Source organism: Xanthomonas sp. LMC-A-07 (assembly GCF_030208825.1).
In the GTDB taxonomy this organism is placed as follows: Bacteria; Pseudomonadota; Gammaproteobacteria; order Xanthomonadales; family Xanthomonadaceae; genus Xanthomonas; species Xanthomonas campestris.
This window is the reverse complement of record NZ_JARVTF010000008.1, coordinates 256026-274457: the sequence shown is the minus strand read 5'-3', so window position 1 is coordinate 274457 and position 18432 is coordinate 256026. Positions and strand designations below refer to the sequence as shown.

General features: G+C 66.6%; 15 protein-coding genes. 13 read left to right on the top strand and 2 right to left on the bottom strand.

The features are described 5' to 3' along the window. The first annotated feature begins 154 nt into the window (after window positions 1-154). From QRM89_RS08625 to folK, 4 genes are all read left to right on the top strand, one after another. Window positions 155-1966: an ATP-binding protein gene (locus QRM89_RS08625; RefSeq protein WP_115006987.1), complete on the top strand. Its 1812-nt coding sequence runs from the start codon at window positions 155-157 to the stop codon at window positions 1964-1966. Further along, a complete protein-coding gene (locus QRM89_RS08620; RefSeq protein WP_011038533.1) occupies window positions 1963-2403 on the top strand; it encodes a response regulator in 441 nt (146 codons plus the stop codon). The genes QRM89_RS08625 and QRM89_RS08620 overlap by 4 nt, the downstream gene beginning before the upstream one ends. Before the next feature lie 3 nt (window positions 2404-2406). Beyond that, entirely contained in the window at window positions 2407-3909 is a 1503-nt protein-coding gene (locus tag QRM89_RS08615) for a hybrid sensor histidine kinase/response regulator (protein ID WP_011038532.1), read from the top strand. A 92-nt stretch (window positions 3910-4001) separates the two neighbouring features. Then, window positions 4002-4508 carry a 2-amino-4-hydroxy-6-hydroxymethyldihydropteridine diphosphokinase gene (gene folK / locus QRM89_RS08610; protein ID WP_115007431.1) on the top strand — a complete coding sequence of 169 codons (507 nt, stop codon included), beginning with the start codon at window positions 4002-4004 and terminating at the stop codon, window positions 4506-4508. Between the two features lie 6 nt (window positions 4509-4514). Here the strand turns inward: folK and QRM89_RS08605 are convergent, their stop codons facing one another. After that, window positions 4515-5252: a pteridine reductase gene (locus tag QRM89_RS08605; RefSeq protein WP_115001958.1), complete on the bottom strand. Its 738-nt coding sequence runs from the start codon at window positions 5250-5252 to the stop codon at window positions 4515-4517. On the opposite strand from QRM89_RS08605, the gene QRM89_RS08600 reads away from it, so the two are divergent. Further along, a complete protein-coding gene (locus QRM89_RS08600; protein ID WP_014508984.1) occupies window positions 5251-6504 on the top strand; it encodes an SAM-dependent methyltransferase in 1254 nt (417 codons plus the stop codon). The genes QRM89_RS08605 and QRM89_RS08600 overlap by 2 nt on opposite strands. Continuing rightward, entirely contained in the window at window positions 6492-6905 is a 414-nt protein-coding gene (locus QRM89_RS08595; RefSeq protein ID WP_103700248.1) for a hypothetical protein, read from the top strand. Before QRM89_RS08600 ends, QRM89_RS08595 begins: the two co-directional genes overlap by 13 nt. Before the next feature lie 36 nt (window positions 6906-6941). On the opposite strand, the gene QRM89_RS08590 is transcribed toward QRM89_RS08595, so the two are convergent. After that, window positions 6942-7802, bottom strand: a complete 861-nt coding sequence (locus tag QRM89_RS08590; RefSeq protein ID WP_115006985.1) for a 2OG-Fe(II) oxygenase — start codon at window positions 7800-7802, stop codon at window positions 6942-6944. A gap of 186 nt (window positions 7803-7988) precedes the next feature. On the opposite strand from QRM89_RS08590, the gene QRM89_RS08585 reads away from it, so the two are divergent. The 7 genes from QRM89_RS08585 to gspG all read left to right on the top strand — a co-directional run bounded on the left by QRM89_RS08585 (window position 7989) and on the right by gspG (window position 18408). Next, window positions 7989-9467, top strand: a complete 1479-nt coding sequence (locus tag QRM89_RS08585) for a hypothetical protein (RefSeq protein WP_161960584.1) — start codon at window positions 7989-7991, stop codon at window positions 9465-9467. Window positions 9468-9546: 79 nt separating this feature from the next. After that, on the top strand, window positions 9547-12201 hold the full coding sequence (locus tag QRM89_RS08580) for a TonB-dependent receptor (protein ID WP_228439152.1): 2655 nt from the start codon (window positions 9547-9549) through the stop codon (window positions 12199-12201). Between the two features lie 147 nt (window positions 12202-12348). Further along, a complete protein-coding gene (locus QRM89_RS08575) occupies window positions 12349-13161 on the top strand; it encodes a type II secretion system protein N (protein ID WP_285447786.1) in 813 nt (270 codons plus the stop codon). Beyond that, window positions 13158-15230 carry a type II secretion system secretin GspD gene (gene gspD, locus QRM89_RS08570; protein ID WP_285447785.1) on the top strand — a complete coding sequence of 691 codons (2073 nt, stop codon included), beginning with the start codon at window positions 13158-13160 and terminating at the stop codon, window positions 15228-15230. Before QRM89_RS08575 ends, gspD begins: the two co-directional genes overlap by 4 nt. Window positions 15231-15234: 4 nt before the next feature. After that, window positions 15235-16734 carry a type II secretion system ATPase GspE gene (gspE, locus tag QRM89_RS08565; protein WP_285447784.1) on the top strand — a complete coding sequence of 500 codons (1500 nt, stop codon included), beginning with the start codon at window positions 15235-15237 and terminating at the stop codon, window positions 16732-16734. Beyond that, the gene (gene gspF / locus QRM89_RS08560) at window positions 16721-17917 is read left to right on the top strand and encodes a type II secretion system inner membrane protein GspF (protein WP_285447783.1); all 1197 of its coding nucleotides are present in this window, start codon (window positions 16721-16723) and stop codon (window positions 17915-17917) included. The genes gspE and gspF overlap by 14 nt, the downstream gene beginning before the upstream one ends. Window positions 17918-17943: 26 nt before the next feature. After that, a complete protein-coding gene (gene gspG, locus QRM89_RS08555; RefSeq protein WP_011038520.1) occupies window positions 17944-18408 on the top strand; it encodes a type II secretion system major pseudopilin GspG in 465 nt (154 codons plus the stop codon). Window positions 18409-18432 lie beyond the last annotated feature (24 nt).

Here is an 18432-nt window from a genome sequence, read left to right as displayed (position 1 = left end):
GCGCCGTTTTCACGCGCGCTGCACTTATGATATGCCCATTCAGCTATGTCATGGACCGGCGCAGCTGAGCCTGAAGCATTCATTCCAATGCGGGTCTGATCGGGGACAATACGCCCTACTTAGCCCACTGCCGCGAGCGGACACAGACCCCGTAATGCAAACACCGGTCCGAGAAGACGTTTGGGATCGCTGGCGCCTGCCGTTACTGGCGGTTGCCGTGTTCCTGATCGTGGTGGTGCCGTCGCTGCTGTTGCAGCAGATGGCCGCCAACGCCAATCAGGCGGCGGAGTGGGTGTCGCATAGCCAGGACGTGCAGGAGACCGCGCAGCGGTTGGAAGCGTCGATGCGCGATACCGAGTCGGCGGCGATGATGCGCTCGCACGGGGTGGATCGCCCGGTGCTGGTTGAGCGCATGCGCCAGGGCCGCACCGAGGCCATGAAGGCCATCACGCACCTGATCGCGCTGACCAAGGACAACCCTGGCCAGCAGGTGCGCATGGGGCGTATCCAGAGCACCATCGAGCGCCGCCTGTTGCTGGCCGAGCGTATCGCGGTGACACGCGCGCCGGAGCAGATCCGTGCACTGATCGAGGAGATGACGGTCAGCAACCCGATCCGCGAATTGATCGGCGATCTGCAGACCGCCGAAGGCCGGTTGCTGAGCGTGCGCAATGCGCGCGCCGAACGCGAGCGCCTGCATTACAAGGTGCTGAGCTGGGCCACGCTGGCGGTGCAGTTGTTGTTGCTGGGCACGGTGATCTGGTTGCTGCAGCGGCAGATCCGGCGCCGCCTGGCGGCCGAACAGGAATACCTGCGCGCCAGCGGCCGTGCCGGCTCGGTGCTGCAGACCGTGCGCGAGCCGATCGTGTTGCTCGACGCACGCCAGCGCATCGTGCTGCACAACCCGGCGTTTGCCGAGCTGTATGGCCTGGAAGAGCGCGGCAATGAGTTGATGCTGCTGGACGATGTGGGTGATGGCGCCTGGCGCGATCCGCAGATCCACCAGCGCCTGGCCGACGTGTTGCTGCGCGACCGCGAGCTGTGGGATTTCGAGCATGAGCAGCGTGGCGCCGACGGCGTGCTGCGCACCATGCTGATCAACGCGCGCCGCATGCCGCTGCCCGATGATGCCGAGGAAGAAGTGGTGCTGATGACGGTCAGCGACATCAGCCTGCAGAAGGTCTCGCAGCAGCGCATCCAGGAGCTCAATCGACAGCTGGAAGGCAAGGTGGAGCAGGTCTCGGAGGTCAACCGCGAACTGGAGGCCTTCAGTTATTCGGTCTCGCACGATCTGCGCGCGCCGCTGCGGCACGTGGCCGGCTTCTCCGACAAGCTGGCCCGTCATCTAGGCGATGCGGCCGACGAGAAATCGCGCCATTACATGGAAGTGATCAGCAGCTCGGCGCGGCGGATGGCCTCGCTGATCGACGACCTGCTGGTGTATTCACGCCTGGGCCGCAGCGCCTTGCGTCTGCAGGCCGTGGACATGCAATCGCTGGTGGCCGAGACGCGCGCGATCCTGGATGCCAACGTGCAGAGCGAAAACACCGGCCACCGCGTGGACTGGCACATCGCGCCGCTGCCGGTGCTGATTGCCGACGAAAACATGATGCGCCAGCTGTGGATGAACCTGATGGGCAATGCCGTCAAGTACAGCGCCAAGCGCGAGGTGGCGAAGATCGAGATCGGCTACGAGCCCATGCCCGACGGTGGCCACTATTTCACCGTGCGCGACAACGGCGCCGGCTTCGACATGGACTACAGCGGCAAGCTGTTCGGCGTGTTCCAGCGGCTGCACAAGGTCAGCGAATATCCCGGCACCGGCATTGGCCTGGCCAGCGTGCGCCGCGTCCTCGCGCGCCATGGCGGCCGCGTCTGGGCCGAAGGCGTCGTGGACGAGGGCGCCACCTTCCATTTTGTCCTTCCCCCTGCGCTTGAAGCGCCCAACCAAGAGTCCACCGTATGACCGCCATCCGTACCATTCTTCTGGCAGAAGACAGCCCGGCCGACGCGGAGATGGCCGTCGACGCGCTGCGCGATGCCCGTCTGGCCAATCCCATCGTGCATGTGGAGGACGGTGTGGAAACCATGGATTACCTGTTGCGGCGCGGCGCCTTCGCCAACCGCGAGGAAGGCCTGCCGGCCGTGTTGCTGCTGGACATCAAGATGCCGCGCCTGGATGGGCTGGAAGTGCTCAAGCAGATTCGCAACGAAGAATCGCTCAAGCGCCTGCCGGTGGTGATCCTGTCGTCCTCGCGCGAAGAGAGCGACCTGGCGCGCAGCTGGGACCTGGGCGTGAATGCCTATGTGGTCAAGCCGGTGGACGTTGACCAGTTCTTCAACGCGGTCAAGACGCTGGGCACCTTCTGGGCGGTGATCAATCAGGCACCGGAGCTGGACTGACCGATGCCGCATGAGGGTGGCCAGCACGAACAGTTGAAGATTCTTCTGGTGGAAGATTCACCGGAAGACGCCGAGCTGTTGTCCGATCAGTTGCTGGACGCGGGCATCGATGCCGCGTTCGAGCGCGTGGACAGCGAGCCGTCGCTGCGCGCGGCGATGGAGCGGTTTCAGCCGGATATTGTGCTGTCTGACCTGAGCATGCCTGGGTTCTCCGGCCACCAGGCCTTGCGCCTGGTGCGCCAGAGCGGCGCCACGCCCTTCATCTTCGTCTCCGGCACCATGGGTGAGGAGACCGCGGTCAAGGCGCTGCAGGACGGCGCCAACGACTACATCATCAAGCACAACCCCACCCGCTTGCCGAGCGCGGTATTGCGCGCCATCCGCGAGGCGCGTGCGGAGATCGAGCGCCAGCGCGTGGAAAGCGAATTGATGCGTGCGCAGCGCCTGGAAAGCCTGGCGATGCTGGCGGCCGGGCTGAGTCACGACTTGCGCAATATCCTGCAGCCACTGCTGATCGTGCCCGACCTGTTGGCCGGGCGCACCGACGACCCGCAGCTGCGCCAGCTGGCCAACGTGGTGGCCGAATGCGGCCGCCGTGGCCATGAGATGGCCGAGTCGATGCTGTCGTTCGTGCGCGGCTCCAACAAGCCGCGCGAGCAGGTGTCGGTGGCCAACCTGTTCCAGGCGGTGCAGATGCTGCTCAAGAGCAGCCTGCCCGATGGTGTGCGCCTGAAGATGGACATGGTGGTCTCCGACCTCACCATCGAAGCCAACTACACCGAGCTGCAGCAGTGCCTGCTCAACCTGGGCTTGAACGCGATCCAGGCGATGCCCGGCGGCGGCACGCTCACCTTGTCGGCCGAGCAGCACGACGGCACCCGCGTGCGCATGAGCGTGGCCGATACCGGCGTGGGCATGAGCGATGACACCCGCGCGCGCTTGTTCAGCCCGTTCTTCACCACCAAGACCGATGGCACCGGGCTGGGGCTGATTTCGTGCAAGCGCATCATCGAAAGCTACGGCGGCACGATCCTGGTCGACAGCCGCCTGGGCGAGGGCACGCGCTTTGACATGATCGTGCCGATGCGCGCGGCAGTGACGCCCACCACCGAGAGCGAGCCGCCGCTGGCGCTTGGGCACGGCCAGCGCATCCTGTTGGTGGACGGCGAAGCCACGCGGCTGTCGCTGCTGGGCAATGCGCTCTCCAGCCAGGGTTACCAGCCGCAGCTGGCCACCGATGGCGCTGCGGCGCTGCAACTGGTACAGCAGCACGCCATGCCGGATCTGGTGATCATCGACAGCGACATCATTCTGCTGTCGGCGGTGAGCGTGCTGTTGAGCATGCAGGAACTGGGCTACCAGGGCCCGGCGATCGTGCTGGAAGATGTTGGCGCGCCGCTGCAGCGTGCGCATCTTCCCCACGATATCCCGGTGCACGTGCTGCGCAAACCGCTCGAGATGCGGCGGGTGTTCCGCGCCGTGGCGCACGCACTCGAAGTGGCCTGAGCCGCGTTGCGCACGGCGGCGTGCGCGCAGCGAATAGCTGGCATGCGCGCAAGACAGTTGACGCTGACGCCGCCCGCATGCGCGAATATCGCATGACCACCGTGCTCCTCAGCCTGGGCAGCAACGTCCAGCCAACCCATTACCTGCGCCTGGCCGTCGAGGCTTTGCGCGCGCGTTTTGGCCCGATCGACGTCTCGCCGGCGTATCGCACCGCGGCGGTTGGTTTCGATGGCCCGGACTTCGTCAACAACGGCGTGCAGCTGCAGACCGATTGGGAGCTGCAGGCGCTGGACGACTGGTTGCATGCGCTGGAAGACCGCCATGGCCGCGATCGCAGCGGGCCGCGTTTCAGCGACCGCACGCTGGATGTGGACGTGGTGTTTTTCGGCGACCGCATTGTGGAAGGGCCGGGCCACCTGCGCGTGCCACGGCCCGAGCTCAAGCATGCGTTCGTGCTCAAGCCGTTGGCCGATATTGCGCCGGCATTCGTCGACCCGCTGAGCGGCAGGACCCTGGCGGCGTTGTGGCAGGCGCATCCGCAGTACGGCAGTGCGTTCACCACGGTGGAACTGGACACTGCGGTGGCGTTGCCGCAATAGCGGCGCTCAGCTAAGGCGGCGGCCGCCGTCCACGCGCAAGGTGTGGCCGGTGATGAAGCTGGCATCGTCCAGCAACCAGCGCACGGCCTCGGCCACTTCTTCGGGCGTGCCGATGCGCGCCAGCGGCGTGCGCGCGAGCAGCGCCTGCTTGGCGGCGTCGGCCTTGCCGTCTTCCGGCCACAGGATTGCGCCCGGTGCGACGGCATTGACGCGGACCTGCGGCGCCAGCTCCAGCGCCAGCGAGCGGGTCAGCATTTCCAGCGCGCTCTTGGAGGCGCCATACAGCGGGTGCTGGCGCATGGGTTGTTCGGCATGCAGATCGGTGAGGTTGACGATGGCGCCGTGGTGCGCGCGCAACTGCGCCGCAGCGGCCTGTGCAATGAAGAACGGCGCGCGTGCGTTCACCGCAAACAACTCGTCCCATTGCGCCGGCGTGGCCTCGCCCAGCACGGTGGGATAAAACGCGCTGGCATTGTTGACCACCGCATCCAGGCGGCCGAATGCAGCCACACAGGCGTCCACCAGCTGGGCCGGCGCCTCGGGCGTGCGCAGGTCGGCCTGCAGTGCACAGGCGCTGCCTGCGCGCTGGGCGCATAGCGCTTCCACGCGCGCGGCCAATGCATCGCCGGAGCGGTGCGCATGCAGGGCCACGCGGTAGCCGGCGCCGTGCAGGGTGGTGGCAATCTGCGCGCCGATGCGGCGGGCGGCACCGGTGATCAGGACCACCTTGGAACTGTCTGTCATGGCGTACTCGCTCGGCGTTGCGAAAGGCTCGGCTATCCTGTGCATTGTCTCCGCAACCGGTGCCCGCATGCACGCCGACCTTCCCGTTCCCGATCAGGACGCACTGGCCCACAGCGATCAACTGGCCGCGCATTTGCGCGCCGAAATCACCGCCGCCGGTGGCGCGATTCCGTTCTCGCGTTTCATGGAGCTGGCGTTGTACGCGCCGGGCCTGGGCTACTACAGCGCCGGCGCGAGCAAGTTCGGTGAGAGCGGCGACTTCGTCACCGCGCCGGAGTTGGGCCCGTTGTTTGCCGCCACCGTGTCCGGTGCGCTGGCGCCGGTGCTGCAGCAGCTCGGGCCGCAGGCGCGTGTGCTGGAGGTCGGTGGCGGCAGCGGCGCGTTTGCCGAGGTCACGCTCAAGCGCCTGCTCGAACTGGATGCCTTGCCGGAGCGCTACGCGATCCTGGAGCCCAGCGCCGATCTACGCGAGCGCCAGCGCGAACGGTTGGGACGCAGCCTGATCCCGCCGGTGTTCGACCTGGTGGAGTGGCTGGATGGCCCGTTTCCGGACGATTGGGACGGTGTGCTGTTCGCCAACGAAGTCATCGACGCATTGCCCACGCCGCGTTTCACCCTGCGCGATGGCGAGGTGTATGAAGAAACCGTGGTGCTGGATGCACAGCAGCACTTCGCGCGTGGCGAGCAGCCGGCCGATGCGCTGCTGGGCGCGGCGGTGCGGCATCTGGAGCGTTACCTGGAACAACCGTTTGCCGATGGTTACCGCTCGGAGTTGCTGCCGCAGTTGCCGTACTGGATCCAGGCCGTGGCCGGTGGCTTGAAGCGTGGCGCGATGCTGTTTGTCGACTACGGTTATCCGCGTGGCGAGTTCTACCGTGCGCAGCGCGAAGACGGCACCTTGCGCGCGTTCTATCGCCATCGCATGCACACCGATCTGTACCGCTGGCCGGGCCTGCAGGACCTCACCGCATCGGTGGATTTCACCGCGCTGGCCGAAGCCGGCACCGGCGCCGGTTTCGAATTGGCGGGCTACTGCACGCAGGCCAACTTCCTGCTCGGCAACGGGCTGGATGCGTTGCTGACGCAGGCCGATGCGCGCACCGACGAGGTCGGCCGCATGCGCCTGCGTCAGCAGGTCAAGCAGCTCACCTTGCCCAGCGAGATGGGCGAGCGTTTCCAGGTGATGGGCTTTGCACGGGACGTGGATTTTGCGCCGGCGTTTCTGGCGGGCGACCTGACGTGGCGGCTATGACGCAGGCGTTGCGGCCGTTTCGGCGGCCAGCGCTGTGGGTGGGGCTGTGGATTCTGGCAATCCTGGTGGTGATCGGCGTGTGCCTGGGACCGCCGCCGGAGTTCCCGGAGCTGCCGTCCAACAGCGACAAGGCCGAGCATTTTTTGACCTTCGCGTTGCTGTGCTGGGGCGCAGTGCAGTTGTTCGCCACACGGCGTGCGCTGGTGTTCGCCGCACTGGGCCTGGTGTTGCTCGGGATCGGGATCGAGATTGCACAGGGCGCGCTCACCACCAATCGCAGCGCCGATCCGTACGACGCGTTGGCCGACACCTTGGGCATCCTGGCCGGCCTGTGCCTGGCGTGGACGCCGCTGCGCCTGGTGATGCTGCGCATCGACCAGCGCGTGTTCGGCAGCCGCTAACGAAAGCCCACGCATGCCGGCACGCTGCAGCACCGATCAGTTCGGTGCGTGCAGCGGGCGTTCGCGCAGCCATTTGGTGGCCACCCATTTTTCGCCGGCCAGCACCGGTGCGCCGGCGTGCAGGGTGCGTGTCATCGGATGTGGGCGGTCGTAGCTGAAGAACACCGCATTGCCTTTCACCGCGGCCACGTCCAGATGCACATCGGGAAAGCGCGTGGCGCCGCCGCGTTCGGGCGTGTTGAGGTACATCACCAGCGAGGCGACGCGTTGCCCGCCGTGCTGCAACAGCACTGGCGTGCCGGGGGCATCCGGTTCGAAGTAATCGTAATGCGGCGCGTACTGCGCACCGGTGGCATAGCGCAGTACCTGCAGCCCTTCGCCGTGCTCCACCGGCCATTCCAGCAGCCGCGCGATGCGCGCTTCGATGCGTTGACATAACGCATCCTGGCCGGGTTGCAGGGCCATGCTGTGGCTGGTGCGCGCGGCATGCACGATCTCGCTGCCGTCGCGGTTGTCCACGGTGCGCGAGCGCGCCAGTTGCGGGCGTGCCAGTGCGATCAATGCATCGCATTCGTCATCGGCGAGCAGGCCGCCCAGCACCACCACGCGCGGCAGCATCAGGCTGACCAGTACCTGCACCTGACGATCGCCCAGATCCAGCAGCGACGACGCGTCGGCCTGCAGCGGTGCGGGCACGCGCACCGGCACCGGCAGGCCGTGCGCCTGCGCGTGTGCCTGCACATGCGCGCGTACCAGCGCTTCCACCGCATCGATGGCGTCCTGCTCGCTCCAGCCCGCTTCCAGCAGCGGTTGCAGCGTGTGCTCGGGCGGGTGTCCGGCGATGGCCTGGGCAATGATCCAGTCGCCCAAATCGGCGGGAATGGAGGTGTTTGTCATCCCGCTACAGTGCATGCCGACATGTGGCAGCTGTGTGTCAGCGTGTGTCGCGTAAGACAAATGCAACACACGCCCTCTATAAAAGTGACGGGGATCTTGAACGTGCTCGCCACTGCAGTGAGCGGAACGCAACCATTCTTGACGACTCCTCTTCATACCGGACCCTTTGACCTGGAGATCAGCCGCATGTCCGTTCGCAATAGCAGTAAAACCCTTCTCATGACCTTCGGCACCGCGCTGGCGTTGTCCGCCTGCGGTGGCGGCGCCGACCGTGTTGCTTCGCCGGGCGAAGGCGCATTTCCGCCCGCACCGGCACCGACCCCGGCGCCCACGCCCGCACCAACGCCGGCTCCGACACCAACGCCGGCGCCGACCGGCCCGGCTGCAGATTGCCCGACCGGTTTTTCCAACGTCGGCACCATCGCCAACAACACGCTGCGCGCCTGCCAGTTGCCGGAAACCGTCAGCGGCAACCTGGTGGTGCCTGCGCGCGCCGGCACGGCGTATTCGATCAGCGGCCGCGTCAATGTCGGTACCGACCGTGGCGGTAACGCCACCGCGCCGGCCGCCGGCAGCGTGCAGGGCGTGCTGACCATCGAGCCGGGCGTGACCTTGTACGGTTCGTCGGGCAGCGACTACATCGTGGTCAACCGCGGCTCGCAGATCTTTGCCGAAGGCAGCGCCACCGCACCGATCGTGTTCACCGCACGCCAGGCGCTGGAAGGCCAGGTCAGTGCCAACACCATCGGTCTGTGGGGCGGCATCGTGGTGCTGGGTCGCGCAGCGATCAACAACTGCCCGGCCGCCACGGTGTCCGGTACGCCGGAATGCCAGGCGCAGGTGGAAGGCACCAACGCGTTCTACGGCGGCAATAACGCCACCGACAACAGCGGCACGTTGCGCTATCTGCGCGTGATGTATTCGGGCTTTGAAATCTCGCCGAACAACGAGCTGCAGGGCATCACCATGGCCGGCGTGGGCAGCGGCACGCGGATGGATTACGTGCAGATCCACAACAGCTCCGACGACGGCATCGAATGGTTCGGTGGCACGGTCAACGGTAGCCACGTGGTGATCACCGGCGCCGACGACGATTCGCTGGATACCGATGCCGGCTGGAGCGGTGCATTGCAGTTCGGCATCGTGGTGCAGCGCGCTGGCGGTGGCGACCGCATGAACGAGTGGAGCAGCCTGCGTCGGCAGCCGTATTCGCGCCCGAAGGTGGCCAACTTCACCTACGTGGGCAATGCGCGTGCCGGTGCGGCGATCATGCTCAACCAGGGCACCCAGGCGGCGTTCTACAACTCGGTGTTCACCCGTCCTGCAGGCGGCACCGGCGATGGCCTGGTGTGCTTGAACATGGCCGATGCCGATACCGCCGGCGTGTTCCAGTCGGTGTTCTTTGCCTGCCCGACCGCCTTCGGCAGCGACCCGCGTGCAGCGACCTCGTTCGCGGCCGGCACCAACAACGTGGCCAACGGTGTGTCCACCTTGCAGAACACCTTCATCAACGGCGCCAACGAGTCTGCAGTGCCCGCGTTCCAGGGCCTGACCGGGGTGAGCAGCTTCTTCCAGCAGGTCAATTACATCGGTGGCGTGCGTGATGCCAACGACACCTGGTGGCAGGGCTGGACCTGCGGCCTGACCGCCGACCGCCCCTGCTGAGGCCGGGCAGCGCGGAGCGGCATCTGGCCGCTCCGCGCTGCATCCACGCCTTCATTCTTCTGTTGCCAGGGCTCCCACGATGCGAACCTTCGCTGTTGCCCGTCTTTCGCGGACGGGCTTGTCTCTTTCCATTTCCGCTTTGCTCGCCTCCGGTGCAGCAATGGCGCAGTCCACCACCACCGATGCCGGCGGCGGCACCAGCAGCTCCAGTGCTGCCGCCATTGCGCCCAAGCAACTCGACCAGGTCGTGGTGCGCGGTGAATACATTCCCGAACCGATGCTGCAGACCTCCGAAGTGGCGTCGTTCGTCACCCGGGAGGACATGGAGCGTACCGGCGACAGCAGTGCCGCGGTCGCGCTGACGCGTGTCACCGGCCTGAGCCTGTCGCGCGGTAAATATGTCTACGTACGCGGCCTGGGCGAGCGCTATTCCTCGGCGCTGTTCAACGGTTCGCCATTGCCCAGCCCCGAGCCGATGCAGCGCGTGGTGCCGCTGGATCTGTTCCCCAGCGACGTGCTGCAAAGCGTGACCGTGCAGAAGACCTATTCGGCCGATTATCCCGGCGAATTCGGCGGCGGCGTGATCGATCTGCAATCGATGGCGGTGCCGGAAAAACCGTTCTTTTCGCTCACCGTCGGTGGCGGCGCCAACAGTGTCAGTACCGGCGAGAAGGGCCTGACCTACTACGGTTCCGGCGATGACGAGTGGGGCTTCGACGATGGCGCGCGCAAGCAACCGGGCGCGCTGCGTGATGCCATCGCCACCGGCCGGCGTGTGGACCTGGGCAGCTTTTCGCGCGAGGACATCCGCCGCATTGGCCGCAGCATGAATAACGCCAACCTGTATGTGCTGCAGGAGAAGGACAGCATCGACCCGGACGTCAATGTCGGCGCCAGCGCCGGCTACAGCATGGACATTGGCGAGGCCAAGCTGGGCATTTTGGCCGTGGCCAGTTACGACAACGAATGGCGCACGCGCACCGGCAAACAGCAGGACGGCATCTTCACCGGCGACACGGTGGAGTTCAATTCCAACTACGACTTCGCCACCACCCGCAACAACGTGCGCAGTAACGGCATGCTGGGCCTGGGCTGGGAATACGGCCGCCACACCATCGGCTGGACCACCTTGTACGTGCACGACACCTTGAAGGTGGCGCGCAGCCGTGCCGGCCGCGATGAACTGGCCGGCTTCGATGTGCGCGACGACAACACCGAGTGGTACGAGCGCCAGCTGATCAACAACCAACTGCGCGGCACGCATGCGTTTGGCGAGTACGACGATCTGAAGATCGAATGGCGTGCAGCGCTGGCCAACGCCAGCCGCGATGTGCCGTACGAGACTGGCATCCGCTACGAACTGCTGGACGGCTACTGGGCGCACGATGCCTCGCGCGTGCAGAACTACACGCGTTTCAGCAAGGTCGACGACAAGGTGGCCAGCGGCGGCGTGGACGTGACCTGGCGCCTGCCGATCGAGCACGACCTCACCGTCAAGGGTGGCCTGGCGTATCTGGACAACGACCGCACCGCATGGAATCGCGAGTTCCGCTTCCTGGCGCTGGACGGCCCGCTGCCGTTCTACAACCAGTACCAGCGCGTGGACTACCTGATCTCCGACTACAACCTCAGCAACGATTTCCTGCGCCTGCGTGAGACCACCGGCAGCTTCGGTGCGGCCGCCTACGACGCCACGCTCAAGGTCAAGGCCGCCTACCTGCAGATGGAAGGCGAGATCGTGCCGACCCTGCGTGCCACGGTGGGCCTGCGCTATGAAGACGCCACCCAGGCGGTGCATCCGTACGACATCTTCAGCGGCACGCGCCAGGACAGTGTGGCACCGTTGGAGAACAGCTACGCGCTGCCCTCGGCCACGGTGACCTGGAATTTTGCCGAGAACCAGCAGCTGCGCTTCGGTGCGTCCAAGACCATCGCGCGGCCGCAGTTCCGCGAGATGGCGCCGCAGCAGTATCTGGACCCGGACATCGACCGCCAGTTCTTCGGCAACCCGTTCCTGGTCGACAGCAAACTGGTCAATCTGGATGCGCGCTACGAGTGGTTCTTCGAACCGGGCGAGTACGTCACCGCCGGCCTGTTCTACAAGCAGATCGACAAGCCGATCGAAGCCATCGTCAATGACGCACCCGGCGGCGGCATCGTGCAGAGCTTCATCAATGCACCGGAAGCCACCTTGTACGGCATCGAGCTGGAAGCCAAGAAGTATCTGGACCTGCCGATCGCCGCCAACTGGTGGGGCGACAACCGCATGTTTGTCTCGGGCAACTACACGCGTACCAAGTCCGAGGTCAGCGCCAGCGACGGTGACACGGTGCAGCCGTTCGGGTTTGCCGCACCGGTGCAGGCGACGTTGTTCGTGCGCGATGGCAGCACGCTGCAGGGGCAATCCGACGACATCGCCAACCTGCAGATCGGTGTGGAAAGCGAAAGCACCAACAGCCAGGCCACGTTGATTGCCAACTACGTGGGCGAGCGGATTTCCGCACGCGGCCGCCCGGGCCAGCCCGACTACATCGACAAGCCGGGCACGCAGCTGGATCTGGTGATCAAGAAGGGGCTGGTGTGGTCGGGCAACAAGCTCTCGCTGAACTTTGCCGCGCGCAATCTGCTCAAGACCAAGTACCAGGAATATCAATCGCGCGGCGGCAACCGCGTGGACCTGTACGAGTACCAGCCGGGCATTACCTATGACATCAGTGTGACAGCGCGCTTCTGATCTGCGCCAAGTGCCGATGAACGCAAACGCCCGCCCTGCCTCGCACGGCGGGCGTTTTGCATTGGCGTGTTGCAATGCGTGTCATCACTTTCTTCGAACTGACACAATTCCGCCGCATTCTGTCATCCGACCGCAATCCTGAGACGGATGTCCGCTTTGCAGCGCGTTTCGCCCTCGTTGAATGACCTGATGTCGGCGCGCGCCGTGCGCACTGCCGCTGTCTGTGTGTTGCTCGTGCTGCTTGCCGTGCAGGGCGTGCGCCTGGTGTGGCTGCTGGTGACGCCGCTGGGCCCGCTGGGCACCGCACAAGGCGCAATCACCGCTGCACCCTTGCCTGCATTGCAGCGCGACGTGTTTTTTCGCGCGCCCGCCGACAGCGGCGACCTCGGCCTGGTGCTGCATGGCGTGCGTGTGGGCCGTGCGGACTCAGCGGCGTACCTGAGTACCGGCGATGGCCGGCAGGGCGCGTATCGCATTGGCGATGCGGTGGCCCCAGGGCTGACGCTGCAGGCGATCGCAGCCGGCCACGTGATGGTGCGTGCTGGCAGTGCACTGCGCCGGCTGCCGTTGGTCGAACAGGCTGCGGCGAACGCAGCAATAACGGCACCATTGCCGGCGAGTGGCGCTCCCGCAGCAGCCGCGGCGGTGGCGTCCAATGTCGGCGCGCGCACGGCAGCGGCCGGCACCACGGCGGTCGATCCGCAGCAGCTGCTGCGCACCACCGGCTTGCGTGCCAATGCCGATGGCGGTGGCTTCACGGTGATGCCGCGCGGCGATGATGCGCTGTTGCGCCAGGCCGGCCTGGCGCCCGGCGATGTGCTTACCCAACTCAATGGCCGCACGCTCGACGCCGAACACCTGCGCGAGCTGCAGGACGAACTGCGCGATGGCCAGACCGCCACGCTGACCTACCGCCGTGACGGCCAGACCCACACCATGACCTTGAAGCGCCCGCAATGATCGTCGTCCGTCGTCCCTGGCTGTTGTCCGCCACCTTGTTGCTCGCGCTGCCGTCGTTGACGATGCTGCCACTGCACGCCGCCGATGCACCGGCGGTGCGCATGCAGGACGTGGACCTGCGCGCCTTCATCCAGGATGTCTCGCGCGCCACCGGCATCACCTTCATCGTCGACACGCGCGTGCAGGGCTCGGTCAATGTGGCGCGTGCGCAGGCCATGTCCGAAGCCGACCTGCTGGGCATGCTGCTGGCGGTGCTGCGTGCGAATGGCTTGATTGCTGTGTCCAGCGGGCCATCGACCTACCGCATCATCCCCGACGACACCGCCGCGCAGCAGCCCGGCAGCGCGGCCAGCGGCAATCTCGGCTTCGCCACCCAGGTGTTCACGCTGCAGCGCGTGGATGCGCGCAGTGCGGCAGAGATCCTCAAGCCGCTGGTGGGACGCGGCGGGGTGATCATGGCGATGCCGCAGGGCAATAGCCTGTTGATCGCCGACTACGCAGACAACCTGCGCCGTATCCGTGGCCTGGTGGCGCAGATCGACACCGACCGCGCCGCCATCGACACGGTGACGCTGCGCAACAGCTCGGCACAGGAACTGGCACGCACGCTCACCACGCTGTTTGGCCAGGCTGGTGAGCGCAGCGCGGTGTTGTCGGTGTTGCCGGTGGAGAGCAGCAATTCGTTGATCGTGCGCGGCGACCCGGCGTTGGTGCAGCGCGTGGTACGCACCGCGCTGGATCTGGATGGGCGGGCCGAGCGCCGGGGCGATGTCAGCGTGGTGCGCCTGCAGCACGCCAGCGCCGAACAACTGCTGCCGGTGTTGCAGCAACTGGTTGGGCAAACCCCAGGTAACGAGGCGCAGCCCGGGCAAGAGACGCGCCCCACCGCCGTGGATGTGGCCGCGAGTGCAGGCGCTGCGCAGACGCAGGTGATTGCACCGGCCGCCGGCAAGCGCCCGGTGATCGTGCGCTACCCCGGTTCCAATGCCCTGATCATCAATGCCGACCCGGAAACCCAGCGCGCCTTGATGGACGTGATCCGCCAGCTCGATGTGCACCGCGAGCAGGTGCTGGTGGAAGCGATCGTGGTGGAGATCTCCGACACCGCCGCCAAGCGTCTGGGCGTGCAGCTGCTGCTGGCCGGGCGCAACGGCACCGTGCCGTTGCTGGCCACGCAGTACAGCGGCGCAGCGCCGGGCATCGTGCCGCTGGCTGCCGCGGCCGCCGGCACGCGCAGCAACAACGGGGAAGACGATTCGGTACTGGAGCAGGCGCGCAACGTGGCCGCGCAATCGCTGCTCGGATTGAGCGGCGGGCTGATCGGCCTGGCCGGGCAAAGCAACGATGCGGTGTTCGGCATGATCATCGATGCGGTCAAGAGCGACACCGGCTCCAACCTGTTGTCCACGCCGTCGATCATGACCCTGGACAACGAGCAGGCACGCATCCTGGTGGGCCAGGAAGTGCCGATCACCACCGGCGAAGTACTGGGCGCGGCCAACGACAATCCGTTCCGCACCATCCAGCGCCAGGATGTGGGCGTGGAGCTGGAGGTCCGCCCGCAGATCAATACCGCCGGTGGCATCACGTTGGCGATCAAGCAGGAAGTCTCGGCCATTGCCGGGCCGGTGAGCACGCAGTCCTCCGAGCTGGTGTTCAACAAGCGCCAGATCGAAACCCGCGTGGTGGTGGAAAACGGTGCCATCGTCGCGCTGGGCGGCTTGCTGGATCAGAACGACCGGCAGACCGTGGAGAAAGTGCCGCTGCTGGGCGATGTGCCCGGGCTGGGTGCGTTGTTCCGGCACAAGTCGCGCAACCGCGACAAGACCAACCTGATGGTGTTCATCCGCCCCACCATCATCCGCGACGCCGCCGATGCGCAGCGCATGACCGCGCCACGCTACAACTACCTGCGCGACCGGCAGCTGGCCGATGGCGACCCGGAAGCGGCCCTGGATGCGTTGGTGCGCGACTACCTGCGTGCACAGCCGCCACAGCTGCCGGCGTCCGCGCCCGCCACGCCTGCGCCGCAGCCGCCGGCACCCACCGCCGCGCCGCGCACACGCTGACAGCATGTCGACCACCACACCCACGGCCACGCTGTCGTACGCGTTTGCCAAGCGTCACGGCGTGGTGCTGCTCGGCGGCGAGAGCGCCGCGCAGGCACAGGTCGGCCTGCGCGCAGGTGGCGACGTGCAGGCCTTGATCGAAGTGCGCCGCGTGCTCGGCGTGCCGTTGCAGGTGCGCACGTTGGCACCGGCGGTGTTCGATCGGCATGTGTCGGAAATCTATGCCGATGCCGGGCTGGAGCAGGGCATGCCGGTGGAAGCGCTGGACCTGCACGGCAGTCTGGATTCGCTGATCGAAGACATCCCCACCGCCGATCTGCTCGACAGCCAGGACGATGCGCCGATCATCCGCCTGATCAACGGCATCATCGCCGAGGCCGCACGCCTGGGCGCGTCCGACGTGCATCTGGAATCGTACGAGTCGCGCCTGCGCGTGCGCTTGCGCGTGGACGGCGTGATGCGCGAAGCGGCCACCTTGCCGGGGCGGATCGCGCCGTTGCTGGTCTCGCGCGTCAAGGTGATGGCGCGCCTGGATATCGCAGAGAAACGCATCCCGCAAGATGGCCGGGTGTCATTGGCCATGGGCGCCAAGGCGCTGGATGTGCGCGTTTCCACTTTGCCCACCCGTGGCAGCGAACGCGTGGTGCTGCGTATCCTGGACAAGGAGCAGGGCACTTTATCGCTGACCCAGCTGGGCATGCCCGCCGGTGTGATGGGTGCGGTGCAACGTGCGCTGCAGGTGCCCAACGGCATCGTGCTGGTGACCGGGCCCACCGGCTCGGGCAAGACCACCACACTGTATGCCGGGCTGAGCCTGCTCAACGACGGTTCGCGCAACATCCTCACTGTCGAAGACCCGGTGGAATACGCCATCGACGGGGTTGGCCAGACCCAGGTCAATGCGCGCGTGGGCATGACCTTTGCCGCCGGCCTGCGCGCAATCCTGCGTCAGGACCCGGACGTGGTGATGATCGGCGAGATCCGCGATACCGAAACCGCGCAGATCGCCGTGCAGGCCAGCCTCACCGGCCACCTGGTGCTGTCCACCGTGCACACCAACGATGCGGTGGGTGCGGTCACGCGCCTGCGCGACATGGGCATCGAACCATTCCTGCTGGCCTCCAGCCTGCGCCTGATCCTGGCACAGCGGCTGGTGCGCCGGCTGTGCACGCAGTGCCGCACGCCACGGCCGCTGGATGCGGCCACCACGCAGATGCTGGGCGCGTCTACCGATGCGGTGATCTACAGCGCCGCCGGCTGCCCGGCCTGTCACCACAGTGGCTATGTCGGGCGCGTGGGGATCTACGAAGCCATCACCGTCGACGACACCGTGCGCCGGCTGATCGGCGACAACGCCGACGAAGACGCATTGGCCGCCGCGGCCTTCGTACGTGCGCCGCGCCTGGGCGACGCCGCGCGCGCGGCCGTGCTGCAAGGCGTGACCACGCTGGAAGAAGCCTTGCGCGTCACCCGTCAGCAGGACGAGGCGCATGGCGAAGTTTGATTACACCGTGCTGGACCTGCACGGCCGCAATCGCCACGGCGTGATCAGCGCCGACAGCGTGCGCAGTGCGCGCAGCTTGCTGGAGCAGCGCCAATGGGTGCCGTTACGGGTGGAGCCGGCAGCGGCTACCACGCCGATGCGCGCGGCGCGCTTCAGCGGCAAGGATCTGGTGTTGTTCACCCGCCAGCTCGCCACGTTGGTGGACACCGCCCCGCTGGAAGAAGCGCTGCGCACCATCGGCACCCAGTCCGAGCGCCGCGGCGTGCGCGCAGTCACCGGGCAGACGCATGCCTTGGTGGTCGAAGGTTTCCACCTGTCCGATGCGATGGCGCGCCAGGGCACTGCCTTCCCGCCGCTGTACCGCGCGATGGTGGCGGCCGGCGAAAGCGCCGGGGCCTTGCCGCAGGTGCTCGAGCGCCTGGCCGACCTGCTCGAGCGCCAGGCGCAGGTGCGCAGCAAGCTGCAATCCGCACTGGTGTACCCGGCAGCGTTGGCAATGACTGCCGGCGTGGTGGTCATCGTGCTGATGACCTTTGTGGTGCCCAAGGTGGTGGACCAGTTCGATTCGATGGGCCGCGCACTGCCGTGGCTCACCCGCGCGGTCATCGCGCTCTCGCAGTTTCTGCTGCATGCCGGCATTCCATTGCTGGTGGCTGGCGTGATCGCTGCGGTGGTGGCCGTGCAGGTGCGCAAGCGCCCGCCGGTGCGGCTGGCGCTCGACCGGGCAATCCTGCGCGCGCCGCTGCTGGGGCGCCTTCTGCGCGACCTGCATGCCGCACGCATGGCGCGCACCCTGGCGATCATGGTCAACAGCGGCTTGCCGTTGATGGAAGGGCTGATGATCGCCGCGCGCACCGTGGACAACCATGCGCTGCGCCTGGCCACCGACAGCATGGTCACCGCCATCCGCGAAGGCGGCAGCCTGGGCGCGGCGATGAAGCGCGCGGGCGTGTTTCCACCCACCTTGTTGTACATGGCCTCCAGCGGCGAAAACAGCGGGCGCCTGGCGCCGATGCTGGAACGTGCCGCCGACTATCTGGAGCGCGAATTCGAGTCGTTCACCACTGCGGCGATGAGCCTGCTGGAGCCGCTGATCATCGTGCTGCTGGGCGGCGTGGTGGCAGTGATCGTGTTGTCCATCCTGCTGCCCATTTTGCAATTCAACACCTTGGCACTCGGCTGATGGCAGCCGCGTATTCGGAGAGTCTTATGTCGCGTATGTCGTTTCGCCGCGTTTCCCCGTGCACTGCCTCACGCCGTGCGGCACGCGGGTTCACCCTGGTCGAGTTGATGGTGGTCATCGTCATCATCGGCTTGCTGGCCACGGTGGTGATGATCAACGTGATGCCCAGCCAGGACCGCGCCATGGTGGAAAAGGCGCGCGCCGATGTCGCCGTGCTGGAGCAGGCGCTGGAAACCTATCGCCTGGACAACCTCACCTATCCCAGCACCGAGCAGGGCCTGCAGGCCTTGTTGAGCGCGCCCGGCGGCCTGAGCCGGCCGGAACGCTACCGCCAGGGCGGCTACATCCGCCGGCTGCCGGAAGACCCGTGGGGACATGCCTACCAATACCGCCGTCCCGGGCGCAGCGGCGGCTTCGATGTGTATTCGTTCGGCGCCGATGGTGCCGAAGGCGGCGATGCCGACAACGCCGATATCGGCAACTGGCGCTGAGTCGCAGGGATGGCCGCGCGCGCG

What these genes read in the sequence shown, in the direction of transcription:
- QRM89_RS08605 (WP_115001958.1), bottom strand. Translation starts at nt 5,252, where the DNA reads ATGACAGACAGTTCCAAGGTGGTCCTGATCACCGGTGCCGCCCGCCGC.
- gspE (WP_285447784.1), top strand. Translation starts at nt 15,235, where the DNA reads ATGTCGACCACCACACCCACGGCCACGCTGTCGTACGCGTTTGCCAAG.
- QRM89_RS08620 (WP_011038533.1), top strand. Translation starts at nt 1,963, where the DNA reads ATGACCGCCATCCGTACCATTCTTCTGGCAGAAGACAGCCCGGCCGAC.
- QRM89_RS08590 (WP_115006985.1), bottom strand. Translation starts at nt 7,802, where the DNA reads ATGACAAACACCTCCATTCCCGCCGATTTGGGCGACTGGATCATTGCC.
- QRM89_RS08615 (WP_011038532.1), top strand. Translation starts at nt 2,407, where the DNA reads ATGCCGCATGAGGGTGGCCAGCACGAACAGTTGAAGATTCTTCTGGTG.
- folK (WP_115007431.1), top strand. Translation starts at nt 4,002, where the DNA reads ATGACCACCGTGCTCCTCAGCCTGGGCAGCAACGTCCAGCCAACCCAT.
- QRM89_RS08625 (WP_115006987.1), top strand. Translation starts at nt 155, where the DNA reads ATGCAAACACCGGTCCGAGAAGACGTTTGGGATCGCTGGCGCCTGCCG.
- gspD (WP_285447785.1), top strand. Translation starts at nt 13,158, where the DNA reads ATGATCGTCGTCCGTCGTCCCTGGCTGTTGTCCGCCACCTTGTTGCTC.
- QRM89_RS08600 (WP_014508984.1), top strand. Translation starts at nt 5,251, where the DNA reads ATGGCGTACTCGCTCGGCGTTGCGAAAGGCTCGGCTATCCTGTGCATT.
- QRM89_RS08580 (WP_228439152.1), top strand. Translation starts at nt 9,547, where the DNA reads ATGCGAACCTTCGCTGTTGCCCGTCTTTCGCGGACGGGCTTGTCTCTT.
- gspF (WP_285447783.1), top strand. Translation starts at nt 16,721, where the DNA reads ATGGCGAAGTTTGATTACACCGTGCTGGACCTGCACGGCCGCAATCGC.
- QRM89_RS08585 (WP_161960584.1), top strand. Translation starts at nt 7,989, where the DNA reads ATGTCCGTTCGCAATAGCAGTAAAACCCTTCTCATGACCTTCGGCACC.
- gspG (WP_011038520.1), top strand. Translation starts at nt 17,944, where the DNA reads ATGTCGCGTATGTCGTTTCGCCGCGTTTCCCCGTGCACTGCCTCACGC.
- QRM89_RS08575 (WP_285447786.1), top strand. Translation starts at nt 12,349, where the DNA reads ATGTCCGCTTTGCAGCGCGTTTCGCCCTCGTTGAATGACCTGATGTCG.